General features: G+C 64.7%; 27 protein-coding genes. 10 read left to right on the forward strand and 17 right to left on the reverse strand.

Annotated elements, in window-relative coordinates:
• Positions 1-59: 59 nt before the first annotated feature.
• A complete protein-coding gene (locus FJ443_RS02630) occupies positions 60-1,922 on the reverse strand; it encodes a DEAD/DEAH box helicase (protein WP_140662665.1) in 1,863 nt (620 codons plus the stop codon).
• A gap of 463 nt (positions 1,923-2,385) precedes the next feature.
• Between FJ443_RS02630 and FJ443_RS02640 the strand changes: the two genes are divergently transcribed.
• Positions 2,386-3,420 carry an aspartate-semialdehyde dehydrogenase gene (locus tag FJ443_RS02640; RefSeq protein WP_140662667.1) on the forward strand — a complete coding sequence of 345 codons (1,035 nt, stop codon included), beginning with the start codon at positions 2,386-2,388 and terminating at the stop codon, positions 3,418-3,420.
• A gap of 153 nt (positions 3,421-3,573) precedes the next feature.
• Here FJ443_RS02640 and FJ443_RS02645 read toward each other — a convergent pair whose 3' ends face one another.
• Complete coding sequence (locus FJ443_RS02645; RefSeq protein WP_140662669.1) at positions 3,574-3,981, reverse strand: ACT domain-containing protein; 408 nt, start codon at positions 3,979-3,981, stop codon at positions 3,574-3,576.
• 276 nt (positions 3,982-4,257) lie between these two features.
• On the opposite strand from FJ443_RS02645, the gene FJ443_RS02650 reads away from it, so the two are divergent.
• Entirely contained in the window at positions 4,258-4,521 is a 264-nt protein-coding gene (locus FJ443_RS02650; protein WP_140492153.1) for a glycine zipper domain-containing protein, read from the forward strand.
• An 83-nt stretch (positions 4,522-4,604) separates the two neighbouring features.
• On the opposite strand, the gene rpsP is transcribed toward FJ443_RS02650, so the two are convergent.
• From rpsP to FJ443_RS02680, 6 genes are all read right to left on the reverse strand, one after another.
• Entirely contained in the window at positions 4,605-5,006 is a 402-nt protein-coding gene (rpsP, locus tag FJ443_RS02655; protein WP_140492156.1) for a 30S ribosomal protein S16, read from the reverse strand.
• Positions 5,007-5,063: 57 nt separating this feature from the next.
• Positions 5,064-5,390: a chorismate mutase gene (locus tag FJ443_RS02660; protein ID WP_140492160.1), complete on the reverse strand. Its 327-nt coding sequence runs from the start codon at positions 5,388-5,390 to the stop codon at positions 5,064-5,066.
• A gap of 7 nt (positions 5,391-5,397) precedes the next feature.
• Positions 5,398-6,981 (reverse strand): signal recognition particle protein, encoded by a 1,584-nt coding sequence (gene ffh / locus FJ443_RS02665; protein WP_140492163.1) that lies wholly within the window; start codon positions 6,979-6,981, stop codon positions 5,398-5,400.
• Positions 6,982-7,270: 289 nt separating this feature from the next.
• A complete protein-coding gene (locus FJ443_RS02670; RefSeq protein ID WP_140524570.1) occupies positions 7,271-8,236 on the reverse strand; it encodes a type II CAAX endopeptidase family protein in 966 nt (321 codons plus the stop codon).
• A gap of 172 nt (positions 8,237-8,408) precedes the next feature.
• A complete protein-coding gene (locus FJ443_RS02675) occupies positions 8,409-9,005 on the reverse strand; it encodes a DUF1236 domain-containing protein (RefSeq protein ID WP_140559212.1) in 597 nt (198 codons plus the stop codon).
• 62 nt (positions 9,006-9,067) lie between these two features.
• Positions 9,068-10,165, reverse strand: coding sequence for a putative zinc-binding metallopeptidase (locus tag FJ443_RS02680; RefSeq protein ID WP_140524572.1), 1,098 nt, complete (start codon positions 10,163-10,165; stop codon positions 9,068-9,070).
• Between the two features lie 255 nt (positions 10,166-10,420).
• Between FJ443_RS02680 and FJ443_RS02685 the strand changes: the two genes are divergently transcribed.
• Positions 10,421-11,221, forward strand: a complete 801-nt coding sequence (locus FJ443_RS02685; RefSeq protein WP_140628275.1) for a lytic transglycosylase domain-containing protein — start codon at positions 10,421-10,423, stop codon at positions 11,219-11,221.
• A 187-nt stretch (positions 11,222-11,408) separates the two neighbouring features.
• Here FJ443_RS02685 and FJ443_RS02690 read toward each other — a convergent pair whose 3' ends face one another.
• Complete coding sequence (locus tag FJ443_RS02690) at positions 11,409-12,632, reverse strand: argininosuccinate synthase (protein WP_140492178.1); 1,224 nt, start codon at positions 12,630-12,632, stop codon at positions 11,409-11,411.
• 192 nt (positions 12,633-12,824) lie between these two features.
• On the opposite strand from FJ443_RS02690, the gene FJ443_RS02695 reads away from it, so the two are divergent.
• Positions 12,825-13,466: a LysE family translocator gene (locus FJ443_RS02695; protein WP_140492181.1), complete on the forward strand. Its 642-nt coding sequence runs from the start codon at positions 12,825-12,827 to the stop codon at positions 13,464-13,466.
• A 79-nt stretch (positions 13,467-13,545) separates the two neighbouring features.
• Here the strand turns inward: FJ443_RS02695 and FJ443_RS02700 are convergent, their stop codons facing one another.
• Genes FJ443_RS02700 through rlmN form a run of 3 tightly spaced genes read right to left on the reverse strand, consistent with a single transcriptional unit; the run spans position 13,546 to position 15,676 of the window.
• Complete coding sequence (locus FJ443_RS02700) at positions 13,546-13,998, reverse strand: hypothetical protein (RefSeq protein ID WP_140628273.1); 453 nt, start codon at positions 13,996-13,998, stop codon at positions 13,546-13,548.
• On the reverse strand, positions 13,995-14,444 hold the full coding sequence (locus tag FJ443_RS02705; RefSeq protein WP_140580216.1) for a hypothetical protein: 450 nt from the start codon (positions 14,442-14,444) through the stop codon (positions 13,995-13,997). Before FJ443_RS02705 ends, FJ443_RS02700 begins: the two co-directional genes overlap by 4 nt.
• Positions 14,441-15,676, reverse strand: a complete 1,236-nt coding sequence (gene rlmN, locus FJ443_RS02710; protein ID WP_140559217.1) for a 23S rRNA (adenine(2503)-C(2))-methyltransferase RlmN — start codon at positions 15,674-15,676, stop codon at positions 14,441-14,443. Before rlmN ends, FJ443_RS02705 begins: the two co-directional genes overlap by 4 nt.
• Positions 15,677-15,942: 266 nt before the next feature.
• Here rlmN and FJ443_RS02715 point away from each other — a divergent pair, with 266 nt between their 5' ends.
• Both FJ443_RS02715 and FJ443_RS02720 read left to right on the forward strand, forming a co-directional pair.
• Positions 15,943-16,242, forward strand: a complete 300-nt coding sequence (locus tag FJ443_RS02715; protein WP_140662671.1) for a hypothetical protein — start codon at positions 15,943-15,945, stop codon at positions 16,240-16,242.
• Positions 16,243-16,549: 307 nt separating this feature from the next.
• On the forward strand, positions 16,550-17,908 hold the full coding sequence (locus FJ443_RS02720; protein ID WP_140662673.1) for a chloride channel protein: 1,359 nt from the start codon (positions 16,550-16,552) through the stop codon (positions 17,906-17,908).
• 54 nt (positions 17,909-17,962) lie between these two features.
• On the opposite strand, the gene FJ443_RS02725 is transcribed toward FJ443_RS02720, so the two are convergent.
• The 3 genes from FJ443_RS02725 to FJ443_RS02735 form a co-directional block, all read right to left on the reverse strand.
• Complete coding sequence (locus tag FJ443_RS02725) at positions 17,963-18,466, reverse strand: invasion associated locus B family protein (RefSeq protein WP_140492199.1); 504 nt, start codon at positions 18,464-18,466, stop codon at positions 17,963-17,965.
• A gap of 275 nt (positions 18,467-18,741) precedes the next feature.
• Positions 18,742-19,104, reverse strand: coding sequence for a YkvA family protein (locus FJ443_RS02730; protein ID WP_140492202.1), 363 nt, complete (start codon positions 19,102-19,104; stop codon positions 18,742-18,744).
• A gap of 426 nt (positions 19,105-19,530) precedes the next feature.
• Positions 19,531-19,824 (reverse strand): 4a-hydroxytetrahydrobiopterin dehydratase, encoded by a 294-nt coding sequence (locus FJ443_RS02735; RefSeq protein WP_140625370.1) that lies wholly within the window; start codon positions 19,822-19,824, stop codon positions 19,531-19,533.
• A 51-nt stretch (positions 19,825-19,875) separates the two neighbouring features.
• On the opposite strand from FJ443_RS02735, the gene FJ443_RS02740 reads away from it, so the two are divergent.
• A complete protein-coding gene (locus tag FJ443_RS02740; protein ID WP_140662676.1) occupies positions 19,876-20,394 on the forward strand; it encodes a low molecular weight protein-tyrosine-phosphatase in 519 nt (172 codons plus the stop codon).
• Here FJ443_RS02740 and thpR read toward each other — a convergent pair.
• Both thpR and FJ443_RS02750 read right to left on the reverse strand, forming a co-directional pair.
• Positions 20,298-20,894, reverse strand: coding sequence for an RNA 2',3'-cyclic phosphodiesterase (gene thpR / locus FJ443_RS02745; protein ID WP_140492210.1), 597 nt, complete (start codon positions 20,892-20,894; stop codon positions 20,298-20,300). The genes FJ443_RS02740 and thpR overlap by 97 nt on opposite strands.
• Before the next feature lie 127 nt (positions 20,895-21,021).
• A complete protein-coding gene (locus FJ443_RS02750) occupies positions 21,022-21,666 on the reverse strand; it encodes an arylesterase (RefSeq protein ID WP_140662678.1) in 645 nt (214 codons plus the stop codon).
• Positions 21,667-21,749: 83 nt separating this feature from the next.
• On the opposite strand from FJ443_RS02750, the gene FJ443_RS02755 reads away from it, so the two are divergent.
• From FJ443_RS02755 to FJ443_RS02765, 3 genes are all read left to right on the forward strand, one after another.
• Entirely contained in the window at positions 21,750-22,445 is a 696-nt protein-coding gene (locus tag FJ443_RS02755) for an ABC transporter ATP-binding protein (RefSeq protein WP_140655007.1), read from the forward strand.
• Positions 22,445-24,994, forward strand: a complete 2,550-nt coding sequence (locus tag FJ443_RS02760; protein WP_140662682.1) for an ABC transporter permease — start codon at positions 22,445-22,447, stop codon at positions 24,992-24,994. Before FJ443_RS02755 ends, FJ443_RS02760 begins: the two co-directional genes overlap by 1 nt.
• A gap of 240 nt (positions 24,995-25,234) precedes the next feature.
• Positions 25,235-26,008 (forward strand): Bax inhibitor-1/YccA family protein, encoded by a 774-nt coding sequence (locus tag FJ443_RS02765; protein WP_140492223.1) that lies wholly within the window; start codon positions 25,235-25,237, stop codon positions 26,006-26,008.
• Positions 26,009-26,033 lie beyond the last annotated feature (25 nt).

Below are 26,033 nucleotides of genomic sequence, written 5' to 3' on the forward strand. Positions count from 1 at the left end.
GCAGCATGAAAATGCGACGGCTGGCGCGGCAGCCATCGTGACGACATGGCCGGGAGATCTCAGCTCGGCCGCTTCTTCGCCTTCTTGGGTTTCGGCGGTCCGGCGTTGTCGAATTTCGGCTTGCCCGGCTTTTTCGCCCAGGGCTTCGCGTCCGATGCGGCGGGGCGCTGGTCGCCAGCCGGCGCGCGCTTCTCGAATTTGCGCTTCGGCGCGTTCGGGTCGAACGGCGCCTTGCCGCGATGCGGTTTCTTGTCCGGACTTGGCGGCTGGTAGCCGGCGCGCGACAGGTCCGGCGTGCCGTCCAGCCGTTTCACCACGATGTTACCCTGCAATTTGCGGTCGGGACCGACGGCGGCGAGGAAACGGTCGGCCCAGTCGGCGGCGATCTGCACGAAGGTCTCTTCCGGCTGCATCTTGATGGCGCCGATCTCGCGCTTGGTGATGCTGCCGGTCCGGCACAGCATCGGAATCAGCCAGCGCGGCTCGGCATTCTGCCGGCGCCCGACCGAGAGCGAAAACCAGACGCTGGCGCCGAAATCGTCGCGGCGGCTGGGCGCCTCGTCGCGGCGCGCGAAGTTTTCGCCCGCCGGTCTTTCACGCGACGGCGTGAACGGCGCGACGTCCATCAGATCCTCTGGCGCCGAGCGGCTGGAGCGGCACAGCCGGACGAAGGCGGCCGTCACCTGCTCGGCGCCGTGCTTGGCGAGAAGCGCGTCGATGAAGCCGCGTTCGTCGTCCTTCACCGGTTCATCGAAGGTGGGATCGGCAAGGATGCGCTCGTCGTCGCGGCGGATCACGTCGTCGGCGGATGGCGGACTTGCCCATGTCGCGGTCAGCTTTGCGCTCGCCAGCAGGCGTTCAGTGCGCCTGCGTGCGCTGTTGGGCACGATCAGCGCGCTGACGCCCTTGCGACCCGCGCGTCCGGTGCGGCCGCTTCGGTGCAGCAGCGTTTCCGGGTTGGTCGGCAGGTCGGCGTGGATGACCAGCTCCAGATTGGGCAGGTCGATGCCGCGCGCCGCGACGTCGGTGGCGATGCAGACCTTGGCGCGGCCATCGCGCATCGCCTGCAGCGCGTGGCTGCGTTCGTTCTGGCTGAGCTCGCCCGAGAGCGCGACCACGGAAAAATTGCGGTTGTTGAAGCGTGCGGTGAGATGGTTGACGGCGGCACGGGTGTTGCAGAACACCAGCGCGTTTTTCGCCTCGTAGAAACGCAGCACATTGATGATGGCGTTCTCGCGATCGGCCTGGGCGACGCTGAGCGCCCGGTATTCGATGTCGAGATGCTGCTTCTCCTCGCCGGCGGCCGAGATGCGCACGGCGTCACGTTGATAGCCCTGGGCGAGGGTTGCGATGGAGCGCGGCACGGTGGCCGAAAACATCAGCGTGCGGCGCTCGGCGGGGGCGGCGTCGAGGATGAATTCCAGGTCCTCGCGAAAACCGAGATCGAGCATCTCGTCGGCTTCGTCCAGCACCACCGCCTTCAGCGCCGACATGTCGAGCGAGTTCCGCGTGATGTGGTCGCGCAGCCGACCGGGGGTGCCGACGACGATATGGGCGCCGCGTTCCAGCGCGCGCCGTTCGGTACGCATGTCCATGCCGCCGACGCAGGAGGCGACCGTGGCGCCGGTCAGCTCGTAGAGCCATTCCAGTTCGCGCGTCACCTGCAGCGCCAGCTCGCGCGTCGGCGCCACCGCCAGCGCCAGCGGGGCTGCGGCATGGGCAAAGCGGTCGGCGCCGCCCAGGAGCGTCGGCGCCATGGCAAGACCGAAGGCCACCGTCTTGCCGGAACCGGTCTGCGCCGACACCAGCGCGTCGGCCTGGCCAAGTTCCAGGACCGCCTTCTGCACCGGCGTCAGTTCGGCATAGCCGCGTTTTTCCAGCGCCTTTGCCAGCGCAGGAACAAGTGCTTCGAAGTTGGACATCTCGCTCTTTCGGAATTCAGGGCTTGCGCTCATCATGGAGCACATACAGGACTGGCGCAGCGCCAGCCAGACGATCTCGCCCGTTCGTACTTGCTGGCGCCGCTCTTGTACAGGGCAGGCGGCACCGCCTTCCCTTCTCCCGCAAGGAGGGAAGGAAGAAACACCACTGATTGACTCCTGCCGCAAACCGCGTAAAAGCCCGCTTCGAACGGGATCGTTTTTCGATGCGCGGCCTTTTGATGGCTCTTCTTGCATTCGATGCCCCCAGCCGCAATGAGCATCATTGCGCCGGGCGTTTCGGCGCGTCCCCCCGTTCCAGCAAAGTAACGGCCAAAACCACCACCAAAACGGTGTGATTCCCTTGGCCTGACCACCCTCTCCCGGGTTCGGCCCGGGGGACGGAACCCGCACCTGGCCGGCGGGTTTTCTCCAACAACCAAGCGGAGAGGGATAGGAGATCTTTATGAGTTTCAAGGTTGCGGTAGTTGGCGCCACGGGCAATGTGGGCCGCGAAATGCTTAACATACTGGAAGAGCGCGGTTTTCCGGTCAGCGAAGTGGTGGCGCTTGCCTCGCGCCGCAGCCAGGGCACGGAAGTGTCGTTCGGCGACCGCACGCTGAAGGTCCGCGCACTCGACACCTACGACTTTTCCGACACCGACATCTGCATCATGTCGGCCGGCGGCAATGTCTCGAAGGAATGGTCACCCAAGATCGGCAAGCAGGGCTGCGTCGTCATCGACAATTCCTCGGCCTTCCGCTACGACGCCGACGTGCCGCTGATCGTCCCGGAAGTGAACCCGGATGCGATCTCGCTGTTCACCCGCAAGAACATCATCGCCAACCCGAACTGCTCGACAGCGCAGCTCGTCGTGGCGCTGAAGCCGCTGCATGACGCGGCCACCATCAAGCGCATCGTCGTGGCCACCTACCAGTCGGTGTCGGGCGCCGGCAAGGAAGGCATGGACGAGCTGTTCACGCAGACACGCGCCGTGTTCGTCGCCGACCAGGTCGACGTCAAGAAGTTCACCAAGCGCATCGCCTTCAACGTGATCCCGCATATCGACGTTTTCCTCGATGACGGCTTCACCAAGGAAGAGTGGAAGATGGTCGCCGAGACCAAGAAGATGCTCGATCCCAAGATCAAGCTGACGGCGACCTGCGTGCGCGTGCCGGTGTTCATCGGCCATTCGGAAGCGGTCAACATCGAGTTCGAGAACCCGATCACCGCCGACGCGGCGCGCGACATCCTGCGCGAGGCGCCGGGCTGCCAGGTCTTGGACAAGCGCGAGGACGGCGGCTACATCACGCCGCTGGAATCGGCCGGCGAGGACGCCACCTTCATCTCGCGCATCCGCGAGGATTCGACCATCGACAACGGCCTGTCGATGTGGATCGTTTCCGACAATCTGCGCAAGGGCGCCGCCCTCAACGCAGTGCAGATCGCCGAACTGCTGGTCGAGCGCGGCCTGATCCAGCCGAAGAAGAAGGCAGCCTGACGGCTGTTTGGCTTTCGCTCGCGGGCCGCACCGCCGCTGCCGGGGCTGGCCCTCCGCGAGGGCGCGCTTCTTCCTTCTCCCTTGCGGGAGAAGGTGGATCGGCGCGCTGCGCCGAGACGATTGACGGGTGCTGGACGGAGTGCGGCGCTGATTTCAGCCGGCACTGTCCTTGGCCACGTCCCGCAGCAGATGCAGTGCTTCCTCGGCCCGGTCGGCCGGCACGAACAGATGGTCGTGATAGAAGGCGGAGACGGGATTGACGCCCATGCCGGCGGCGGCGAGGCGTGCGGTGATGGCGGCGAGGAAGCCGACGGCTTCCAGCGACGAATGGATGTTCAGCGTTATCATGCGGCAGCGGAAAACGGCTTCCAGCCCGGCTGCCTGCGCCTCGTCTTCGGGCAGGATCAATGTCGTGCCTTCGCGTTCGCGAAACAGCATGACCGCTTCGAGTCCTTCCGGACCCGATACACCCGCCGGCAGCGTGGCGAAGACATGGATGCCGGCAATCAATTGCGGCGTCATCGACGCCAGCAATGTCTTCAGATCTGTCTCTCCGGCCATCTCGCCTGCTCTTCTCTGACGGGCCACGCCCGCCGGCTCTTCATATACGCGACCGAAGCGCGCCGATAGCCACGCCGGCGCGCTGCACGGACAACCCCGCGAGAGAATTGCGCTGCGGCGTGAGAACATCAACGATTTCAAATACTTGCCGGAGATCGGCATGGCCTTGGCAGGCGCGGCGAAGCACCGGCCTTCAATGTCTAGGGATCAAATCGGCCGCCTGGGAGTTAGGAACATGGCGGCGAGGACGGCGATCCCCGTGAGAGAGGAACGACAATGAAGAAAATCATGACCATTCTGGTGCTGACGGCAGCGCTTGGCGCCTGTTCGCAGACGGAAAAAGGCGCGGCCGTCGGCGGCCTGGGCGGAGCAGCGGTCGGCGCGGCGGTGGCGGGCGATCCCGTCCAGGGCGCCGTGGTCGGCGGCGCGGTCGGTGCCGTGGCCGGCGCGCTGATCGGGCGGGCCAGCGAACCGGGCCGCTGCCGTTATCGCGACAGCCGCGGCCATGTCTATGTCGATCGTTGCCCGAGCGGCTATTGAGCGGCAGCATCCGCACAATGAATTCGAAATAGAAAACGGCGGGCTAAGGGCCCGCCGTTTCGAAAAAGACGATCGGTGATCGATTACTCGGCCGTGGCAGGCTCCGCCTCGGCCGGCGCGGCCGCAGCCGCCGCGACGGCGGCAGCGGCGTCGTCCTGCGCCTTCTTCAGAAGCGCGGCGCGCTCCTGTGCCTTCTTGCCGGGCTCGGCCTTTTTCGGATTGGAGCGGGCGTCGCGCTTGGCGAGGCCGGCCTCATCGAGGAAGCGCAGCACGCGGTCGGTCGGCTGGGCGCCGTGCGACAGCCAGTGCTTGACGCGCTCGGCGTCAACCTTGACGCGCTCGCCGTCCTTCGGCAGCAGCGGGTTCCACGAGCCGAGCGACTCGATGAAACGGCCGTCGCGCGGCGAGCGCGCGTCGGCGACGACGACGTGGTAGTAGGGACGCTTCTTCGAGCCCGCGCGGGCCAGTCTGATCTTCAGTGCCATTTCTTATCTCCTAAAAGCTCTGATTTCGTTGGTGGGGTTGCGGCTAAACCTTTGTCTTCAGCCGGTTTTCGTCACGCCGTTGGCAGCGGCGATCTGTTCGTGGTGGCGGATCACTTCGCGGACGACGAAATTGAGGAATTTCTCCGCGAAATCCGGATCGAGATGCGCATCATCCGCCAGCTGGCGAAGACGGGCGATCTGCTGCTGTTCGCGCGCCGGATCGGCCGGCGGCAAGCCATGCTCGGCCTTGAGCAGGCCGACCGCCTTGGTGCAGCGGAAGCGCTCGGCCAGCATGTGGATGAGGGCGGCATCGATGTTGTCGATCGAAGCACGGTAGCCGGCCAGGATGGTGCGGGCGTCCGCCATGTCCTTTTCCTCGTTCATCGCGTCCTCACTTCTTCTTGCCGAGGCCAGGCAGGCCACCGCCGCCGAGACCGGGAAGCCCGGGAAGCTTCATGCCGCCGGGCAAGCCGGGCAGGCCACCGCCGCCGGGAAGGCCGCTGGGCAGGCCCTTCATGCCGGCGGCCTGCGCCTGCTTCTGCAAGGCTTCGAGCTGCTTGGGATCCATCTTGGAGAGGTCAGGCATGCCGCCCATGCCACCGGGCATCATGCCGCCGAGGCCCATCTTGGAGGCGAGCCCGCCCATCATGCCGCGCATCAGGCCGCCGCCTTTGCCCTTGCCGCCCATCGCCTTCATCATGTCGGCCATGCCGCGATGCATCTTCAAGAGCTTGTTGATCTCGGCCGCGTCGGTGCCGGAGCCGGCGGCGATGCGCTTCTTGCGCGAGTGCTTGAGAATGTCGGGGTTGGCGCGCTCGGCCTTGGTCATCGAGGAGATGATGGCGAGTTGGCGGCCGAACATCTTGTCGTCGAGACCGGCGGCGGCCATCTGGTCCTTCATCTTGCCCATGCCGGGCATCATGCCCATGATGCCGCCCATCCCGCCCATTTTCGACATCTGCTGAAGCTGCTGGGCGAGATCGTTCAGGTCGAACTTGCCCGACTGCATCTTTTTGGCCATCGCCGCCGCCTGCTCGGCATCGATGTTCTCGGCGGCTTTTTCGACAAGCGAAACGATGTCGCCCATGCCGAGAATGCGGTCGGCGATGCGCTTGGGATGAAATTCCTCCAGCCCGTCCATCTTCTCGCCGGTGCCGATCAGCTTGATCGGCTTGCCGGTGACGGCGCGCATCGAGAGCGCGGCGCCGCCACGGCCGTCGCCGTCCATGCGGGTCAGTACCAGCCCGGTGATGCCGACGCGCTCGTCGAAGCTCTTGGCGAGGTTGACGGCGTCCTGGCCGGTCAAGGAGTCGGCGACCAGCAGGATCTCGTGCGGGCCCGACACCTTCTTGATGTCGGCCATCTCGACCATCAGCGGCTCGTCGATATGGGTGCGGCCGGCAGTGTCGAGGATGACCACGTCGTGACCGCCGAGCCTGGCCGCTTGCACGGCGCGTTTGGCGATATCGACCGGGTTCTGGCCGGCCACGACAGGCAGCGTCGCCACCTTGACCTGCTCGCCGAGCTGGCGCAACTGCTCCTGCGCGGCGGGGCGCCGCGTGTCGAGCGAGGCCATCAGGACCTTCTTGTTCTGACGCTCGGTGAGCCGCTTGGCGATCTTGGCCGAGGTCGTCGTCTTGCCGGAACCCTGCAGGCCGACCATCATGACGACGACGGGCGCCGGTGCGTTGAGGTCGACGGCGACGCCTTCGGCGCCGAGCATGTCGACCAGCTCGTCATGCACGATCTTGACGACCATCTGGCCGGGCTTGATCGACTTCAGCACCGCCGCGCCGACCGCCTTCTCGCGCACCTTGTCGGTGAAGGAGCGCACCACTTCCAGCGCCACGTCGGCCTCGAGCAGCGCACGGCGCACCTCGCGGAGTGCCGCCGAGACATCCGCCTCCGACAGCGCGCCGCGGCCTGTCAGGCCGTTCAGGATGGAGCCAAGGCGCTCCTGAAGTGATTCAAACATTCTGTTTCCTTTTCCCTGGCAACCGGATGGTGCCCGAGAGGTAATGCGTTCGCGCCAAGTGTCCAAGTCTCGTGGCAAGCAAAAGCCAAAACCAAAAAGCACCCGGGGGCGCACAGCGCTGCCGGGTGTTGGCCTCCAGGATCTGTTTACAGCACTTGGCCTCAAAGAGGCTTCGGCGTCCTGGTCGGCTTGCTCGGAGGGATACTCGTCGCGGAATTCGGGGCTGTAGACAGGAAAACGGCCGCGGAGTCAAGACAAGGACCGTTCCGCCGGTCTCCCCGCGCAGCAATCAGGTCGCCTTCGTTCCGTCTGCAGGTTCGGCCGAGACGCTCAGCGGCGAGCGCGGATGCAAAAGCAGCAGGGCCGTCAGCAGGCTGCAGGCGATGCCAATCATGGCGATGAGGACCGCGTCCGACGTCGCCCAGCCCGGCCCTTCGAGTGGTCTGGCGGTAAACAAGGCGAAGGAATTGTAGCTCTCCTGATGCGAGATCAGCAGGAAGCCGGTCAGATTGTTGCCGAGATGGGCGCCGAGGGCCGCGCCGAGATTGCCGGTGGCATAGACGACGAGCGTCAGAAGCAGTGCAAAAGCGGCGATCGAGACCAGCACGCAGGCGTTGATGGCGGCCGAGGCGTTCGCGCTCCAGTGCAGCGAGGTGAACAGCAGGCCCGGCAGCAGCGCCCAGACGAACGGGCTCCTGAACCGGTAGGCAAGACCGCGCAGCAGGTAACCTCGGAACAGCACCTCTTCCGATGACGTCTGCAGAAAAGTGAGCGCCAGGATCGGGATCAGGAACAGCAGCCAGGACGACAGGGCGATCGAGCCGCGCGCGATCTCGGGCTGCATCAGGTAGAGCAGGACCTCGGACACGAGCGACGTGACCAACACCGCGACCAGTCCCTTGATGAAACCCGAGCGCGAAATGCGACGGCTGTTGCCGAGGAGCGCCGACAGCTTCTCGCCATGCACCCAGCGCATGGCGATCCACAAGCCGATCCAGATGCCGGCGAAAGACGCGAGCGCGGTGAGAATGCCGATTGGCGACGCAAGGAAACCCTGCATGCCGCCGGCGGGCGCAGCCGCGCCTTGCGCTGTCCGCCAGGCGAAAAAGGCATAGGTGCCGCCCAGCAGCACGACCCCCGTCGACGCGGCCCAGAACAGGACGACGATCCCGGTCCCGAGAAGCAGGCGCGGCAGGGTCGTCTTTTCGTTGGCTGTGTTTCGATAGTGCTCGAAGGCGGCAGGGTCCGATATCACGCTCTCTCGCAAGCTGGTGCTTCGCGTCGCATGATCTATGGGATCGGGCGGTTCTGCGCAATCATTCCTATTCGATACGCCCCGCCAGCCTTCGGCGCATTCGCGCCGCCCTCGCCTGCCTGCCGGCAGGCGAAAGGCATGCTCCGATGATTAACCCCGTGTCCTATCCGCCTCAGCGGACCACATAGACGATGCGCCGCGTCTGCGGGTCGATCAGCGCCGGCTGGCCGTTCACATAGACGTAGCGGTAGTCGTAATCGGGGATCTCGCGCAGTTCGACACTCTCGGGCAAAACGGCCCCGGTGACCACCTCGCCCTCAAGATAGACAGGGTCGACGCGATGCGTGTCGACATAGGTCCTGACTTCGGCGGGAGGCTGCGGGATGGCGTCCTCGACCGGCTCGCCGGCGATGATCGAGCCGGTGTAGTCGGTGGAATAGCCCTCGGGCGGCGACACGACGGCGACGCTGGAGCCGAGCGGGCGTCGCGTCAACACGACCCGGTTGCCGCCGAAATCAGCCGTCACATAGTCCGAATAGACCCAGCCCTGGCCACCGGCTTCGGCGATGGTGCACCATTTGCTGTTTTCGATACAGCCATTGAGCGTCGCCGACTGGCCGGCGGCGAGCACGCCGATGACAGGATATTGCGGGCCCGGGCCAGCGCGGACGTTGAGATCGGTGATTGCGGAGACGGGGGTGTCGGCCATGGCGGCGCCCGAGAAGAGCGTGAGCATTCCGGCGACCGCGGGAAACAATACGGATTTCATGGTTTCTCTCCGTTTCATGGTCCCTCGGCAGCGAAAACGGGAGAGCGGCGCATGCGTTCCAGCTAAAATGTTGAAGCCAACTCACGATTTGTTCCCGTTTCTTGCGGCAGGCCGGTCAGAAGGTCGTGAACGAAGGCCAGTTTGCGCGCCGCGACATCCGAGATGACGAAGGGGTAGAGGTCGGGCAGACCCATGCAGCGATTGATGGAATTGGAGGCTTCCGACAGCACCAGCCAGCGCGACAGGATCTTTTCGAACGGTTCGGGAGCGGGTGTCGGTTCGGACGGCGCTGGTTGTAGCATGCCCCCGGTATCGCCTTGGGGCAATTCGTTGGCTTCCACCGTCTCCAGCCGGCCGAGCGGGAAGTTCAGCGCATGGACCATTTCCAGCGTGTCGGTGATATGCAGGTGGTGGGCCCAGCTTTCGGCCCAGTCCTCCCAGGGATGGGAGGTGGCGTAGGACGAGATGTGGCGTTGCTGCCAGTCGGGTGGGGCACCATTGGCATAGTGGTTCTTCAATGCCTGCTCGTAGCCGGTGCGCTCGTCGCCGAACAGCGCGCGGAAGGCGTCAAGCCTTTGCGGATTGTCGCGGATCAGCCGGTCCCAGTAGTAGTGGCCGAGCTCGTGGCGGAAATGGCCGAGCAAGGTGCGATAGTTCTCGCCCATCTCAACGCGCCGCCTTTCGCGCTCGGCGGAGTCGGCTTCGGCGACGTTGAGGGTGATCAGGCCATTGTCGTGGCCGGTCAGGATGCGCTCGCCGCCCGGGCCGCCGCCGATCGGATCGGCAAGGAAGTCGAAGGCAAGGCCGGCCTCGTCGGCGGGGTTCTGCTTGGGCGTCACCGGCAGTCCGAAAGCCAGCAGCGAATAGACCGCGCGCTTCTTCGCGGCCTCGACCCGTATCCAGCGGCGGCGGTTGCCGTCGACGGAGAGGTCCGGGATCAGCTGGTTGAGCGCGCAGGCGCGGCAGAAGGGCTGTCCCGGCTCGGCCATCCAGTTGCAGGCGCATTCGTCGGCGTTGGCGCATGGGGAGCCGCCGTCGGCACCGGACAGGGCAAAGCAGGCGCGCTGCGGATCATAGAGCACGGCACTGGAGCAGTTCAGGCACCGGGCGTTCTCGAAATAGAGACGATGGCCGCAATGAGGACAGTCGAAGAGTTTCATCTCGGTCTCGGACCAGGGAACAGGGGAAGGCGCGTCGTGCAAAACGCCGGCCGACAGACGTCGTTCCCGACTGTGACGTCATTGAGCAACATGGCGCAAGGATCGTCAGGCCATGGGTGGTTCTTGCCACAATATTTGCTTGATCGTAGGCAAATTCCCTTCCATTGGCCAGCTTGCGCGCGCGACAGTGACAAGTGCGCGTTTCACTGGCAAATTCCGGCCGGGACGTGATTCAGGCAACCAGGAGAGAACAACATGGCATTTCTTGCCAAAGGTAAGATGTTTGCAGCGGCCACTGTGGTGGCGATGCTTGCGCTGGCGACGGGCGCACAGGCGGCGGCCAGCTGTGGCAAGACCGGAGCCGGCTTCGATGCCTGGAAGCAGGACTTCGCAGCGGAGGCCAGGGCCGAGGGCGTGGGTTCGAGAGGACTGGCGGCCCTGGCCGGCGCGACCTACGCGACCAGGACCATTTCCGCGGACCGCGCCATCCACAAGGCTTTCAGCGGCTCGGTGGAAGCCTTCATGAAGCGCCGCGGCGGGGCGGCGATCATTTCCAAGGGCCGGGCGCTGAAGAAATCGAATGCGGCGCTGTTCGACAAGATCGAAAGGACCTACGGCGTCTCGCCGGGCGTGCTGCTTGCCATCTGGGGCATGGAGACGGGCTTCGGCGCCTCTATGGGCAACCAGAACACGGTGTCCGCCATTTTGACGCTTGCCTATGACTGCCGCCGTCCGGACTATTTTCAGCCGCATGCCATTGCGGCCCTGAAGCTGGTCGATCGCGGAACGTTGACCGCCTCGTCGGTCGGGGCCATGCATGGCGAGATCGGCCATACGCAGTTCCTGCCCGGAAATGTCCTGAAATATGGAGTGGGCAGCGGAAACCTGCGCGATAAGAGCACCGCGCTGGCTTCCACGGCCAACTTCCTCAAGGCGCATGGCTGGCAGGCCGGCGCGAGCGCTCAGGCGAATATGGGTGCAATTGCCGGCTGGAACTCGGCGAGTGTCTATCAACAGGCCATCGCCCGTATCGCCACCGCAATCGATGGCGAGTAATCGTTAGGGCAGTTCACCGTTTCACGGAGACGGCGAACCGCTCTATGTCTTTGTTTTTTGCGCGATTCCCAAGGGAAAGCGCTACGCGCTTTTCCCGGGAAAACCGTACACACTTTTCCTGGAATTGCTTTTCAGCAGAAAGCCCGGCCGCGTTGCCGGGGTTCCTGTTCGCTGACTGGCAGAGTGGTCAGTCCCGGCGGTTGCGTGCGGCGAGCGTGCGCAGCCTCAGCGCATTGAGGCGGATGAAGCCGGCGGCGTCCTTCTGGTCGTAGGCGCCGCGGTCGTCCTCGAAGGTCACCAGCGCGTCGGAATAGAGCGTCTTCTTCGACTTGCGGCCGGTAACGATGACATTGCCCTTGTAGAGCTTCAGACGCACCGTACCTTCGACATCCTCCTGGCTCTTGTCGATCATCGTCTGCAGCATCAGCCGCTCGGGCGCGAACCAGAAGCCGTTGTAGATGAGTTCGGCGTAGCGCGGCATGAACTCGTCCTTGAGGTGGGCAGCTCCCCTGTCGAGCGTGATCGATTCGATGGCTCGGTGGGCAGCGATAAGGATGGTGCCGCCGGGGGTCTCGTAGACGCCGCGCGACTTCATGCCGACGAAGCGGTTCTCGACGAGGTCGAGCCGGCCGATGCCGTTGTCGCGGCCGAGATCGTTGAGGGCGGCGAGCATGGTTGCCGGCGACAGCTTCTTGCCGTCGAGCGCGACCGGATCGCCCTTCAGGAACTCGATCTCGATCTCGGTGACCTTGTCCGGCGCGTCCATGGGCGAGACGGTGCGCTGATGGACGAATTCCGGCGGCTCGCTCCACGGGTCCTCAAGCACCTTGCCCTCGGAAGAGGAATGCAGGAGATTGGCGTCGACCGAGAACGGCGCGTCACCCTTCTTGTCCTTCGGCACCGGAATCTGGTGCTGCTCGGCGAAGTTGATGAGGTCGGTGCGCGACTTGAACGACCAGTCGCGCCAGGGCGCGATGACCTTGATATCGGGATTGAGCGCATAGGCCGAAAGCTCGAAGCGCACCTGGTCATTGCCCTTGCCGGTGGCGCCGTGGGCGATCGCGTCGGCGCCGGTCTCCTTTGCGATCTCGACGAGGTGTTTCGAGATCAGCGGCCGGGCGATCGAGGTGCCGAGCAGATAGGTCCCTTCGTAGACGGCGTTGGCGCGGAACATCGGGAAGACGAAGTCGGCAACGAATTCCTCGCGCACGTCGACGATGCGGATGTCCTTGATGCCCATCATCTCGGCCTTGCGGCGCGCCGGCTCCAATTCGCCGCCCTGGCCGAGGTCGGCGGTGAAGGTGACGACCTCGGCGCCGAGCTCGGTCTGCAGCCATTTCAGGATGATTGATGTGTCGAGGCCGCCGGAATAGGCGAGCACGACCTTCTTGACGTCTTTTGTTTTCGACATTTGCTGTTTCCGCGACAAGAGTTCTCGGCCGGCGAGGTATCACGCCGTTTCCGGTCACCGCAAGGGATGAACGGGGCAAGGCGCGGAGAAACAGGCATACGGGACAGCTGGATCATCCTTTCCGTCGCACAGCCGCTGGCAACGGCAGGCCCCGTTCATTATAGCTGCGTATCGAAAGTCAACGGGCCTACCATGTCCTTCATTCCCGACACCGCAACGCTGATCCAGTTCGCCATCGCCACGGTCATCCTGGCGATCACGCCGGGGCCGGACATGACGCTGTTCGTCTCGCGCACGCTGAGCCAGGGCCGCGCCGCAGGCTTCGCCTCGATGGCGGGGGCGCTGTGCGGCACGCTGATCCACACCACGCTGGTGGTGGTCGGCGTCTCGGCGCTGATCGTCGCCTCGCCGATGGCCTTCTTCGTGCTGAAGATCTTCGGCGCCGGCTATCTCGTCTTCCTGGCTTGGCAGGCGATCACCAAGGGTTCGGCCTTCTCGCCGGAGAAGAAGACGGGCCCGCAAATCTCGCTGTTCCGGAGCTGGATGGTGGGGCTGGGCGTCAACCTGCTCAACCCGAAGATCATCCTGTTCTTCATGACCTTCCTGCCGCAATTCGTCTCCGCGCATGATCCGCACGCGCCGGGAAAGCTGTTCTTCCTCGGCGCCATGTTCGTGGTGCTCTCGACCCCGGTGACGACCCCGATGGTGCTGGCGGCGGAGAAATTCTCGGCGGCGATGAAGGCCAGCCCGCGCGTGACGCGGGTGGTCGACTATCTCTTCGCCGGCGTGTTTTCCGCGTTCGCGCTCAAAATCCTGACTGCCCAGGCGAAGTAGGATTTTGCTGTTCGCTGCTGATCTCTTCCGAACCGGAGGTCAGCAAAGCTCCCTGCTTACGTGGGCGCTCGGTTCGAGGTCAGGGTTCGGCTTTCCACCAGGTTCCGGCCCAGCGCCCGGCGCTGAGCCAATAGAAGATGCCCCCGACCATGCCGCCGCCGATGACGGCGGCCATGGCGCGCGGCTCGGTGACGGCGAATGGCGTGTCGCCCATCTGGTCGGCGAAGCCGAGGAAGACGGCGGCGACGATCGCACCGGCCAGCGCATAGAACAGCCAATCGCGCCGGCCGAGAATCTCGGCGATCAGAATCACGAGGGCGGCCGGCATGAAGGCGAAATAGGCGGCAAACAGCGCGACGAAGGGGATCGAGAAATAGAGCGAGGCGGTCGCCGCCGGCTCCGCATGCGCCGGCGTGTAGCCGAGGGAGGCCAGGAACAGGACATTGAGGAACGCGCTGGCCGCCAGCGCGGCGACGGCATAGCCGAACAGGATGACGGCAAGGCGCACGATATAGGCGACGAGACGGGTCATTGCGAATCCCGGCGTAAGGGATGGCCGGACTTGCGCCCGGCCAGAAACCAGTAGACCGAACCGGCGGCAATGCCGGCGGTGGCCAGGAACCCGAGAAAGCCCGGGTTGAAAACAAACCCTCCGGCCGAGCCCGGGACAAGAACCCCGAATGCGATGGACGTGATCGCGCCCGTGGCCGCGAAGTAGAACCAGCCCCGAAGCGACAAGCGTTCGGCCATGAAGATCGCGGGGCCGACGATCAACAGCGCGCAGACCGCCACCGTCGCTACCGCGAGCGGGAAGGAAACCAGCCAGTCGAATGCGAAAACGATGGACCAGTTGCCATATTCGAGCCCTTCCAGAAGAGCGATCAGCAGCACAGGCACCAGGATCGAGGTCAGCACGGCGGCGATATAGCCGACTGCTATGAAGACGAAGCGCTTGAGCCCGGCGACGAGACGCCTCACGCCTCGCCGTGCCCCGCGATCATCATGGCTTCCAGCGCCAGCCGGTCGACTTTGCGCATGCGCTCCGATTCCGATTTGAGCTGGCCGCAGGCGGCGAGGATGTCGCGGCCGCGCGGCGTGCGGATCGGCGAGGCATAGCCGGCGTTATTTATGTAGTCGGCGAATTTCTCGATCGTCTCCCAGTCCGAGCACTGGTAGTTGGTGCCGGGCCAGGGGTTGAACGGGATCAGGTTGATCTTGGCCGGAATGCCCCTGAGCAGCTTGACCAGCGCCTTGGCGTCGTCGAGGGAATCGTTGACGTCCTTCAGCATCACATATTCGAAGGTGATGCGCCTGGCGTTCGACAGGCCGGGATAGGCGCGGCAGGCGGCGATCAGCTCCTTGAGCGGATATTTCTTGTTGATCGGCACCAGAAGGTCGCGCAGATCGTCATTGGTGGCGTGCAGCGAGATGGCGAGCATGACGCCGATCTCCTCGCCGGTGCGGAAAATCTCCGGCACCACGCCTGAGGTCGACAGCGTGATGCGGCGCTTCGACAGCGAAAGGCCGTCGCCGTCGGAAGCAATCAGCAGCGCCTTCTTGACCGCCTCGAAATTGTAGAGCGGCTCGCCCATACCCATCATGACGATGTTGGACACTTTGCGGCCCTCGGCCGGCACGATGGCGCCGTCGGGCGTGTCGCGGTCGGGGAAATCGCCGAGCCGGTCGCGCGCGGTGAGCAACTGGGCGAGGATTTCCTCGGCAGTCAGGTTACGCACCAGCTTCTGCGTGCCCGTGTGGCAGAAGGAGCAGGTCAGCGTGCAGCCGACCTGCGAGGAGATGCAGAGCGTGCCGCGGCCTTCCTCGGGGATGTAGACAGTCTCGATCTCGACCGGGCGGCCGGCGCCGCGCGGCGGGAAGCGGAACAGCCATTTGCGCGTGCCGTCGGCGGAGATCTGCTCTTCGACGATCTCGGGCCGCGCCACGGTGAAATGCTTGTCGAGTTCGGCGCGAAGATCCTTGGAGATGTTGAACATGCCGGCGAAATCGGAGACGCCGCGCACATACATCCAGTGCCAGAGCTGCTGTGCACGCATTTTTGCCTGGCGCTCCGGCACGATGCCGGACGCGACGAGCGCCTCGCCCAGTTCGGCGCGCGTCAGGCCGATCAGCGACGGCTTTTCCGGCTGTGTCGCGCGGGCACGCAACGCGTCACGGGCGCCTTCGGCGGTCAGGTCGAATGAAAGGGTCATGGTTGCACTGATATAAGCGGTTTGCGGCCGATTTCATCCATCGGCCTGATATGAAGGGCGGCCCATAGCACAGCTTGGCGGCGGAGTCATGCGATGGCGAGGCGATCCGTGCGCCGACCGATTGACAGATGCGCCGGCCGGTCAGACCTGCGGTCCGTGCTTTTCGCCCGAAAACGGATCACTTGATCGTGTTGAAGTAACGGTTCTCACCGCGCGTTCGAACCCTGAATGGGGCAACCATGCCCTGACAAATGGGAGTATGCACGATGAACTCTATCAAGCTCACCGTCATTGCCAGCTTCGTCGGCCTTTGCGCCTCGCAGGCATTTGCCGAAGACGCGATGGGCACAATGACCATGATGAAGGCAGGGCAAGTCACGGCAATCATGCCGGACGGGCATATGGGCACCATGACGCCGGACCCGAAAATGAGTGCCGAGATGATGAAGATGGCAAAGCCGATCAAGCACTGCATGATGATGATGACCGACGCCAAGGGCAAAGCCTTCATGATCGACACGTCGACCAAGAAGGCTCAGGCGGAATGCGAAAAAATGGCCATGTGAAGCCTGCCGTCGATCGATATTCCCGCCGGCTCGAAGGTCGGCGGGAGCCCATCCGAGCCTTGTTCCCGCAGACCACTCAGCACACGCAGGTCGAGATATCCACCTGTCGGTGTTGAGGGTGTCTCAAGATCAATGCGGAAATGACGATCATTGCGCCGAACCGGCATAACTCATGGTTCCTTGTTCATGGTGCCAAACCGCAGCCATGGACTTTTGCTCCACGTCCGTCTTCCATTTCACGTTTGATGCGAACGCTTGATCGAGGCCATGCCTGTGTTAGGGCTGGGGCTCCGTCGAGAGGACAGACATGGCCGGTACAGTGCGAAAATACCCCTTGCTGCGGCGTTCGCGCGCGATGTGGGGCTCTCGCCGGGTGTGGCAGCCGCGGCTGGTGTTCTGGGCCGGCGCGATCTGCATCGGCGTGATCAGCGTGCTGTTCGCGGTGCTCGCCGACAAGGCGCAGGCGCTGTTCCATGCCATGACCGGCGATGACGGCGGCTGGCGTTTCTATCTGCCGCTGGCGATCACGCCGGTCGGCTTCGTGCTGTGTGCCTGGCTGGCGCAAGCCTTCTTCCCGGGCTCGCAAGGCAGCGGTATTCCGCAGGCGATCGCGGCGCGGCATCTGCGCGACGACGACGACCGTGGCCACATCCTGTCGCTGAAGCTGGTCGCGGGCAAGATCGCGCTCACCCTGGTCGGCCTGTTCTGCGGCGCTTCGATCGGCCGTGAGGGACCGACCGTGCAGGTCGGCGCGTCGTTGATGCTGCAGGCGGCACGCTGGGGCGGCATGGCGCAGGCGCGCGGCCTGATCCTGGCCGGCTCGGCCGCCGGCATCGCGGCCGCCTTCAACACGCCGCTGGCCGGCATCGTCTTCGCCATCGAGGAAATGGGCCGCACCTACGAAGCGCGGACCAACGGACTGGTGCTGACGGCGGTGATCCTGGCCGGCATCGCCTCGCTCGGCCTGCTTGGCAACTACACCTATTTCGGCGTCTCGAAGGAGACGATCTCGTTTGCCGCCGAGTGGCCGCTTGTCATTGCCTGCGGCGTTATCGGCGGCGGCTTCGGCGCGCTGTTCTCGCTCCTGGCGCTGAAGGCGACGCGCCGGATCCGGCGCTGGAACACGGGGCAGCCCTTGCGGCGCGTCCTGCTGGTCGCCGCCATCTGCGGGCTCGGCGTCGCGGCGATCGGCATCGCCTCGGGCGGCTTGACCTTCGGCACCGGCTACGCGCAGGCGCGGGGCGCCGTTGAAGGGACGCCGCTGCCCTGGTTCTTCTTCGCGGAGAAGTTCCTTGCCGGGCTGCTGTCGATGGTCTCGGGCATTCCGGGCGGCATCTTTGCGCCTTCGCTTTCGGTCGGCGCCGGCATCGGCAGCTCGCTCGGCCTCGTCTTCGGCGCCAGCACGGGTGCGGCCGCGTTGCTCGGCATGGCCGGTTATTTCGCCGGCGTCGTGCAGGCGCCGATGACGGCCTTCGTCATCATCCTGGAGATGACCGGCAATCACGACAATGTCATCGCGCTGATGCTGGCCTCGATGCTGGGCTACGGCACGGCGCGCATGATCTCGCGCGAGCCGCTCTATCATGCGCTGTCGCGCGTCTTCATCGCGGAAGCGATCCGCCGGCGCAGGGCGGCGGAGGCGGCGCCGGAACCAGGTCCGGCGTGAAAAACAAAGGCCGGACCCAGCGGTCCGGCCTCTCTGTTCAAAGCGAAATTTCGACTATTTGCAGTTGGCGATCGACGACAGCGCCGCCGAGATGCCTTTCAGCGAGAAGACGTAGGAGGTGGTGTTGCCGCGGCCGGACTTGGCCTGCACCTTCATGTCGGTGCCGGATTTCATGGCGGCGATCAGCACCGGCTCCTCGGCGGCGTTCTCGACCCAGGCCGACTTGCCGCGCGTGAACATCGAAAACGTCTTCTTGTCGATTGTGACGGTGGCCTTGGAGTTTTCCTGGAAAGTGTAGCCGGCGATGAATTGCGGCTCGTAGGATACCTGCTGGCCGGGCCGCTGGCTGACGAAGAAGAACATGTCGCCATGGTCGAGCGTCGGCGGCTGCTTGTCGGTCGGCACGGTGAGGACATAGCAGACCTTGCCGCCCGATGCCTGGTAGCTGTAGGTGCCCCAGGCATTGTGCTGGCCGATCTTGGTCGCCTGCTGCGCCATCGCCGGCGCTGCGAAGGCCACCAGGACCAGGCTCGAAACTGTAGCAATCAATCCGCGCATCGTTTTTCCCGTATTCCAAATGGTGCGGAGGCGGGCCGCGTGGCGTCCTGCCGTCGCTTCATTTTGATTTAATCTGGGTTACCAAACGGTGAATTACCTCTGAGAAAAGGACGCTCACCCCAGGAAACCGCCGCCGTCTTCGCGCCGCCGCCTTTCAAGCGGCTGGCGCGATGTCCCTTCGGCGACTTGGAGGGCATGAAAGCGGCAAGAGTTTGACTTTTCCACAAGCCCCCTGAACGCTGGTGTCCAGCGCGCGCGAAGGCCGGTTCCAGGGCTCAGCCCTTGTCCGATATGGCGTCCTTGGCGGCCTGCCGGTGCGCCGGCGTGATATGGGCGCTGACGGCGGTGATCGCGGCGGTGAGCACGGCGATATCGTCGGTGAAGCCGAGGCCGAGGATGAAGTCGGGGACCATATCCACCGGCAGGACGAAATAACCGAGTGCCGCCACCAGGATGCCTTTTGCGCGCAGCGGCGTGTTCTTGTCCATGGCGCAGTAATAGGCCGCGACGACATCTTCCATGAACGGGATCTGCCGCGCGGCCTTCTTGGCCGTGCGCCAGAATTTCTCGCGCACCTCGCCCTCACCGCCCAGCCTGTCGCCAAAGCCGAAGAAATCAAAACCGGATTTTTGCGCCATCAATTTCTCCTTGCGGGCTCATGCGCTTGCCTGCGCATGGCCGCGGGGCAAAATGTGGTGAAACCCGACGCTTGCTGCAAGAGCTTGGGAGATCGCTGGCCTGAAAATCGGATCAATCTTTACCGTGCTGTCCTGCGGATCAGGTGATGTCGGCCTAGCGGACACTCCACTGGCAGTCGTCCTCCCTTGGAGTTCGGCGGCAAACGCACCTCCCGTCGTCATTCTAGGGCGAAGCAAGGAGCGAAGCGACACGGCGCAGACCCTAGAATCCATGCCGCGACTCAAGAGCGACGCAGCGGTGCTGAATTCTGCTCGACTGCACCCCTTGGTCAACGTCGCGGCATGGATCCTCGGGTCTGCGCGTCCGCTTCGCTCCCGCTCCGCCCGTGGCTGACGAAGCCGGGGTTGCCGCACCTATGAATTACCCTAGCCAACAAAGCGGTCCATTTTCTTCGCCAACTCGATGTCAAGCGCCGTGACTCCGCCGGCATCGTGCGTGTTCAGCGTCACGTCGACGGTTTTGTAGACATTCGACCAGTCGGGATGATGGTCCATCTTCTCGGCCGCAAGCGCGACGCGGGTCATGAAGGCGAAGGCTTCGGAGAAATTCCTGAAGGTGAACGTCCGTTTGATGGAAGCGCCATCCGCAGCCAGCGACCAGCCTTCGAGGTCTGTCAGCGCCGCGACGATGGCTTCCTTGCCAAGTTTCTCTCTCGTCATGTCCGGTTCCTGTGCTATTTCGAAGATGACTTTCACCATAGCGCCGGATCGATGAGCACGAAGCCCATAAAATCCATTCTGTTCGTCTGCCTGGGCAACATCTGCCGCTCGCCGCTGGCGGAAGGCGTGCTTCGTTCCGTGCTGACGGAACGTGGACTGGGCCGGGACATAGTGCTCGATTCGGCCGCAACCAGCGACTGGGAGGCGGGCTCCGCCCCTGATCGGCGTTCGATCGCCATCGCGTTGCGCCACGGCATCGACATATCGGAACTGCGGGCACGCAAGATCGCGCCCGAGGATTTCTCGCGTTTCGACCTGATCTTCGGCATGGACAGGTCGAACGTCGCCGACCTGAAGACGCTGGCGCCCGCCGGCGTGCGCGACCGCATCCACCTGTTCCTGGAATTTGCGCAGGGAAAGGCGCGCGACGTGCCGGATCCCTATCACGACGGCGAGGAAGCCTTCGCCGAGGTCTACCGCATGATCCGCGAAGCGTCGGAGGCGCTGGCGACGCGGCTTGCCGCGCGCGTATCGGCGCCCGACAGCGGCCAGGCTTCCTCGACGATGTAGGGGCCGCCGCCGACCGAATCGCGCGACGACATCAAGACGAACCGGCTGATGCGGAACGGCAATGTCGAAAAATTGCCGCGCGCCGAAAGATATTGGGCGACGTCCAGCGGGCTCGAATTGCGCAGGCGGGCCAGTGTGACATGCGGCATGAACTTGCGCGGATCGGCCGGAATGCCGAGCCGCTGGCAGATGCGCTCGATTTCAGCCTGAAGCGCCGAGAGATCCGGCGAGGCAGAGACCCCGGCCCATACGGCATGCGGTTTCTTCTGGCCGAAAGCGCCGACGCCCGACAGCGTCAGCGGGAAGGAGGGGCGGTGGACGCGGTCGAGCGCGTTGGCGATCTCGTCGGCGACATGGCCTTCGACATCGCCGACGAAGCGCAGCGTCAGATGATAGTTCTCGACGTCGATCCAGCGGGCCCCGGGCAGGCCGCCCCTGAGCAGGGACAGCGAAAGGGCGGCGTCACGCGGAATTTCGAGGGCGGTGAAAAGACGCGGCATGAAGAGCCTCCCTTCCTCGAATCGAACTGTGCCCCCAGCGAATCATCGATAATCAAACGGGGCAAGAGGTTTGTTGGTCACAGGTCTCGTCAAAAAGATTTCCCCAACGGAAAGGGCCTATCCCGTCTCACGATCCTCCCGGCACCGCCGCGATGGCCTTCTCGACCGCAGGCAGGATGCGCTCGACCATCTGGGCGACCCCCTTGGCGTTCGGATGCAAGCCATCCTCAAGCTGCAGGGCGGACCGGCCGGCTACGCCGTCGAGAAAGAACGGGTACAAGGTAACGCCGTATTTTGCGGCCAGTTCCGGAAAGATGGCGTCGAAGGCGTTCTGATAATCGGCGCCGAGATTGGGCGCTGCGCGCATGCCGGCCAGCAGAACGGCGATCTTGCGCTGTTTCAGCTTGGCCAGCATCGTATCCAGGTTCTTGCGGGTGATGTCGGGGGAAACGCCGCGCAGCATGTCGTTGGCGCCGAGTTCGAGGACGACAAGCTGTGTGCCGTCCGGCACCGACCAGTCGAGCCGCGCCAGCCCGCCGCTGGAGGTGTCGCCGGAAACGCCGGCATTGGCGACGGTCACATCCCTGCCCCTGGCGCGCAGCGCCGCCTGCAGCCTGTCGGTAAAACCTTCGTCGGGTCCGAGGCCGAAGCCGGCCATCAGGCTGTCGCCGAAACCGACGATCTTGAAAGGCTCGGCGCGTGCCGACGAAATGGCGCCGCAAATGGCGAGGAAAACGATCAGGCCTGCGGCAATTCTGCGTTGGAAAGACATGCGGCAGGTCCCATATGACAGAGAATTCTTCCGGCGACGGCCCGGCAGGCGAAGCCCTCATCTCCATATAGGACGCTTTCATTTTGACAGAAGCCGTCATCGAGCTGAAAGACGTATCGCTGACATTGGGCGAAGGCGCCTCGTCCGTCCATGTGCTGAAGGGCGTCAGCCTCGATGTGGCGCGCGGCGAGGCGACCGGCATCGTCGGGCCGTCGGGGTCGGGCAAGTCGACGCTGCTCATGGTTCTCGCCGGTCTGGAAAGGGTCGATTCGGGCACGGTACGAATCGCCGGCGAGCTGCTCAACGGCAAGAGCGAGGATCAGATCGCATCGTTTCGGGGGCGAAACATCGGCATCGTGTTCCAGTCCTTCCATCTCATCCCCAATATGACGGCGCTCGAAAATGTCGCCGTGCCGCTGGAGCTGGCCGGCCATGCCGATCCGTTCTCGGTGGCGGAACGCGAGCTGGCGGCCGTGGGTTTGAGCGACCGCGTCACGCACTATCCCGGCGAACTTTCGGGCGGCGAGCAGCAGCGCGTCGCGATGGCCCGGGCGCTGGCGCCGTCGCCGCGCATCCTCATCGCCGACGAGCCGACCGGCAATCTCGACCAGGCGACCGGCAAGCAGGTCGCCGACCTTTTGTTCGCCAAGGCGGCCGAGCGCGGCATGACGCTGGTGCTGGTCACGCATGATCAGGCGCTCGCGGCGCGCTGTTCGCGCCAGGTCTCCATGCGCTCCGGCAGGATCGAGGCACCGGCGCCGACCAAGGCCATCGCCTGATGTCACCGGCGCGGACGTTGAAGCTCGCCGTCCGCTTCTCCTTGCGCGAGATGCGCGGCGGCCTGTCCGGTTTTCTGATTTTTCTTGCCTGCATCGCGCTCGGCGTCGCGGCGATCGGCGGCGTGAATTCCGTGGCCCGCTCGATCAGTGGCGGCGTTGCCAACCAGGGCCAGCCGCTGCTTGGCGGCGATCTGCGCTTCCAGCTTAACCAGCGCGACGCAAGCGAAGCCGAACGCGGCTTCCTCGATGGGCTGGGCACGGTGTCGAGAACCGCCAGCATGCGCTCGATGGCGCGGCTTGCCGACGGCTCCGATCAGGCGCTGGTCGAGGCCAAGGCCGTCGACGAGGCCTATCCGCTTTACGGTGCGCTGGAAACCGAGCCGGCGCTGACGAAGCAGGAACTGTTCGGCGAGCAGTTCGGTGTTTTCGGCGCGGCCGCGCCCGACTTGCTGTTCGAGCGGCTGCATGTGAAGCTCGGCGATCGGCTGAAGCTCGGAACCGCCACCTTCGAACTGCGCGCCAGGCTGGTCACCGAGCCCGATGCCGTGTCCGAAGGTTTCGGTTTCGCGCCGCGCCTGATGATCTCGACCGAGGGCCTGGTCGCGACAGGGCTGGTTCAGCCGGGCAGCCTCGTCGAGAATTCCTACAAGATCCGGCTGGCCCCCGACGCCGACGAGGTGCGGCTCAAGGCCATCCAGGACAAGGCTGCCAAGGATTTCCCGGAGTCCGGCTGGTCGATCCGCACGCGCAGCAATGCGGCCCCGGCGCTCTCTTCCAACATCGAACGCTTTTCGCAATTCCTGACTTTGGTCGGGCTGACGGCGCTGGTGGTCGGCGGCGTCGGCGTCGCCAACGCGGTGCGCGCCTATCTCGACGGCAAGCGCGGCGTCATCGCCACCTTCAAGAGCCTGGGCGCATCGGGCGGCTTCGTCTTTGCCGTTTACCTCGTGCAGATCCTGATGATCGCGGCCCTCGGCATCGCCGCCGGTCTGGTGCTCGGTGCGCTGATGCCCTTCGCCGCGAGCGCCGCGCTTCAGTCCGTCATTCCGGTGCCGGCGCAAGGCGGCTTTTATCCCGGCGCGCTCGGCATGGCGGCGCTGTTCGGATTGCTGGTGACGCTGGCCTTCGCGCTGCTGCCGCTCGGTCGCGCCCGCGATGTGCCGGCGACCGCGCTGTTCCGCGAGATGGGACTGGAAGGCCGCGGTTTTCCACGCGCTATCTATGTCGTTTCGGCGCTCGGCATCGCAGTGCTTCTTGCAGCGCTCGCCATCCTGTTTTCGGGCGACCAGCGCATCGCTTCGATCTTCGTCGGGGCCACCATCTTCGCCTTCCTGGTGCTGCGCCTGGTCGGTGCGCTGGTGCAATGGGCGGCAAGGAAGAGCCCGCGCGTGCGCTTCGTGGCGCTCAGGCTCGCCGTCGGCAACATCCATCGGCCAGGCGCGCTGACGCCGTCGGTGGTGCTGTCGCTGGGGCTTGGCCTGACGCTGCTGGTGACGCTGGCGCTGATCGACGGCAATCTGCGGCGGCAGATCTCCGGCAGCCTGCCTGAGCGGGCGCCGAACTTCTTCTTCGTCGATATCCAGAGCAGCGATGTCGACGGCTTCTCCAGTCTGATCAGCAAGGAGGCCCCGCAGGGGACGCTGGCCAAGGTGCCGATGCTGCGCGGCCGGGTGATGGCGCTCAACGGCGTCGCCGTCGACAAGGTCAAGGTGCCGGCGGAGGGCGCCTGGGTGCTGCGCGGCGACCGCGGCCTGACTTATGAGGCCAAGCAGCCGGACAACGCGACGCTGACCGAGGGGAACTGGTGGCCGGCCGATTATACCGGCGAGCCGCTCGTCTCGTTTTCCGACAAGGAAGGCAAGGAAATCGGGCTGAAGCTCGGCGATACCGTCACCGTCAACGTGCTCGGCCGCAATGTCACGGCCAGGATCGCCAATTTCCGCCAGGTCGAATGGGAGACGATGGGCATCAACTTCGTCATGGTGTTCTCGCCCAACACATTTGCCGGCGCGCCGCATGGCTGGGTGGCGACGCTGACCGAAAAGAGCGCCACCGCGGCTGATGACGCCCGCATCCTCAATGCCGTCACCCGCGCCTTCCCGGCAGTCACTACGGTCCGCGTCAAGGACGCGCTCGACATCGTCAACCGTCTGGTCGGACAGCTCGGCGCGGCGATCAGGGCGGCGGCCGGCGTGGCACTGATCGCGTCGGTGCTTGTGCTGGCCGGCGCACTCGCCGCCGGCAACCGGGCGCGCATCCATGACGCGGTGGTGCTGAAGACGCTCGGTGCGACGCGGCTGACGCTGATATCGGCCTTCTCGCTCGAATACATGCTGATCGGCCTCGCCACGGCGGTCTTCGCGCTCGCCGCCGGCAGTGCCGCCGCATGGTTCGTCGTCGCCCGCATCATGACATTGCCGTCGCATTTCATGCCGGAAGTGGCGGTGGCGACCATTCTCTTTGCGCTGGTCATCACCGTCGGCATCGGTCTCGCCGGCACCTGGCGGGTGCTCGGCCACAAGGCAGCGCCCGTGCTGCGAAACCTCTGAGTCCGCATCGGTTCCACCCCGCCGACGGCCGGCATTTGGTTAAATCGACGTAATGTTTCGCGGCCAAAGGGCTGGAAAACCGCGCCATGCGTGCCTCACGAAGCATTACACCCGGTTACGGTCTTGTTCTTGACGCGAATAACCATCATATTTCGCCGCAGGCATGCTGGAGTCCCGCCAGCGGCGCCTGGGTCCGGGTGGACCCGACACCGGACGGGGCAGAAGCAATAGAGGACCACAATGGCTGAACCCATTCGCAACTATCAGACGCGCGCCGTGCCCGGCGCCGCCGTCGACATCGATCAGGGCCTGCGCGCCTATATGATCAAGGTCTACAATTTGATGGGGCTTGGTCTCCTCATCACTGGTCTTGCCGCCGTCGGCACGATCATGCTGGCCACAACCACCGATCCGGCCTCGGCTGTCGCGACGCTGCCGAGCGGCGAGATGCTGACCTCGTTCGGCTACGCGATCTTCGGCTCGCCGCTGCGCTGGCTGGTGATGCTGGCCCCGCTGGCCGCCGTTCTGTTCCTGTCGTTCCGCGTCCAGTCGATGAGCGTGTCGGCGGCGCAGACGACGTTCTGGGTCTATGCGGGCCTGGTCGGCCTGTCGCTGTCGTCGATCTTCCTGGTCTACACCACCGCCAGCATCTCGCAGACCTTCTTCGCCACCGCCGCGGCCTTCGGCGCGCTGTCGCTGTTCGGCTACACGACCAAGCGCGACCTGACGGCGATGGGCTCGTTCCTGATCATGGGCGTGTTCGGCATCATCATCGCGATGGTCATCAACATCTTCCTGCAGTCGTCGGCGCTGTCCTTCGCCGTCTCGGCGATCGGCGTGCTGGTCTTCGCCGGCCTCACCGCCTACGACACGCAGAAGATCAAGGAGATGTATTTCGAGGGCGACGCCTCCGACGTCGCTGGCCGCAAGGCCATCATGGGCGCGCTGACGCTCTATCTCGACTTCATCAACCTGTTCATGTTCCTGCTCCAGTTCATGGGCGACCGCCGCTGAGGGCTGGTCCGCGTCATGGTCTGAC

Origin of the sequence: Mesorhizobium sp. B2-6-1 (assembly GCF_006440475.1) — a bacterium.
GTDB lineage: Bacteria > Pseudomonadota > Alphaproteobacteria > Rhizobiales > Rhizobiaceae > Mesorhizobium.

Excerpts from the sequence above, each read along its gene's own strand:
- FJ443_RS02630 (WP_140662665.1), bottom strand. The coding sequence starts at position 1,922 with ATGTCCAACTTCGAAGCACTTGTTCCTGCGCTGGCAAAGGCGCTGGAA.
- FJ443_RS02640 (WP_140662667.1), top strand. The coding sequence starts at position 2,386 with ATGAGTTTCAAGGTTGCGGTAGTTGGCGCCACGGGCAATGTGGGCCGC.
- FJ443_RS02645 (WP_140662669.1), bottom strand. The coding sequence starts at position 3,981 with ATGGCCGGAGAGACAGATCTGAAGACATTGCTGGCGTCGATGACGCCG.
- FJ443_RS02650 (WP_140492153.1), top strand. The coding sequence starts at position 4,258 with ATGAAGAAAATCATGACCATTCTGGTGCTGACGGCAGCGCTTGGCGCC.
- rpsP (WP_140492156.1), bottom strand. The coding sequence starts at position 5,006 with ATGGCACTGAAGATCAGACTGGCCCGCGCGGGCTCGAAGAAGCGTCCC.
- FJ443_RS02660 (WP_140492160.1), bottom strand. The coding sequence starts at position 5,390 with ATGAACGAGGAAAAGGACATGGCGGACGCCCGCACCATCCTGGCCGGC.
- ffh (WP_140492163.1), bottom strand. The coding sequence starts at position 6,981 with ATGTTTGAATCACTTCAGGAGCGCCTTGGCTCCATCCTGAACGGCCTG.
- FJ443_RS02675 (WP_140559212.1), bottom strand. The coding sequence starts at position 9,005 with ATGAAATCCGTATTGTTTCCCGCGGTCGCCGGAATGCTCACGCTCTTC.
- FJ443_RS02680 (WP_140524572.1), bottom strand. The coding sequence starts at position 10,165 with ATGAAACTCTTCGACTGTCCTCATTGCGGCCATCGTCTCTATTTCGAG.
- FJ443_RS02685 (WP_140628275.1), top strand. The coding sequence starts at position 10,421 with ATGGCATTTCTTGCCAAAGGTAAGATGTTTGCAGCGGCCACTGTGGTG.
- FJ443_RS02690 (WP_140492178.1), bottom strand. The coding sequence starts at position 12,632 with ATGTCGAAAACAAAAGACGTCAAGAAGGTCGTGCTCGCCTATTCCGGC.
- FJ443_RS02695 (WP_140492181.1), top strand. The coding sequence starts at position 12,825 with ATGTCCTTCATTCCCGACACCGCAACGCTGATCCAGTTCGCCATCGCC.
- FJ443_RS02700 (WP_140628273.1), bottom strand. The coding sequence starts at position 13,998 with ATGACCCGTCTCGTCGCCTATATCGTGCGCCTTGCCGTCATCCTGTTC.
- rlmN (WP_140559217.1), bottom strand. The coding sequence starts at position 15,676 with ATGACCCTTTCATTCGACCTGACCGCCGAAGGCGCCCGTGACGCGTTG.
- FJ443_RS02715 (WP_140662671.1), top strand. The coding sequence starts at position 15,943 with ATGAACTCTATCAAGCTCACCGTCATTGCCAGCTTCGTCGGCCTTTGC.
- FJ443_RS02720 (WP_140662673.1), top strand. The coding sequence starts at position 16,550 with ATGGCCGGTACAGTGCGAAAATACCCCTTGCTGCGGCGTTCGCGCGCG.
- FJ443_RS02725 (WP_140492199.1), bottom strand. The coding sequence starts at position 18,466 with ATGCGCGGATTGATTGCTACAGTTTCGAGCCTGGTCCTGGTGGCCTTC.
- FJ443_RS02730 (WP_140492202.1), bottom strand. The coding sequence starts at position 19,104 with ATGGCGCAAAAATCCGGTTTTGATTTCTTCGGCTTTGGCGACAGGCTG.
- FJ443_RS02735 (WP_140625370.1), bottom strand. The coding sequence starts at position 19,824 with ATGACGAGAGAGAAACTTGGCAAGGAAGCCATCGTCGCGGCGCTGACA.
- FJ443_RS02740 (WP_140662676.1), top strand. The coding sequence starts at position 19,876 with ATGAGCACGAAGCCCATAAAATCCATTCTGTTCGTCTGCCTGGGCAAC.
- thpR (WP_140492210.1), bottom strand. The coding sequence starts at position 20,894 with ATGCCGCGTCTTTTCACCGCCCTCGAAATTCCGCGTGACGCCGCCCTT.
- FJ443_RS02750 (WP_140662678.1), bottom strand. The coding sequence starts at position 21,666 with ATGTCTTTCCAACGCAGAATTGCCGCAGGCCTGATCGTTTTCCTCGCC.
- FJ443_RS02760 (WP_140662682.1), top strand. The coding sequence starts at position 22,445 with ATGTCACCGGCGCGGACGTTGAAGCTCGCCGTCCGCTTCTCCTTGCGC.
- FJ443_RS02765 (WP_140492223.1), top strand. The coding sequence starts at position 25,235 with ATGGCTGAACCCATTCGCAACTATCAGACGCGCGCCGTGCCCGGCGCC.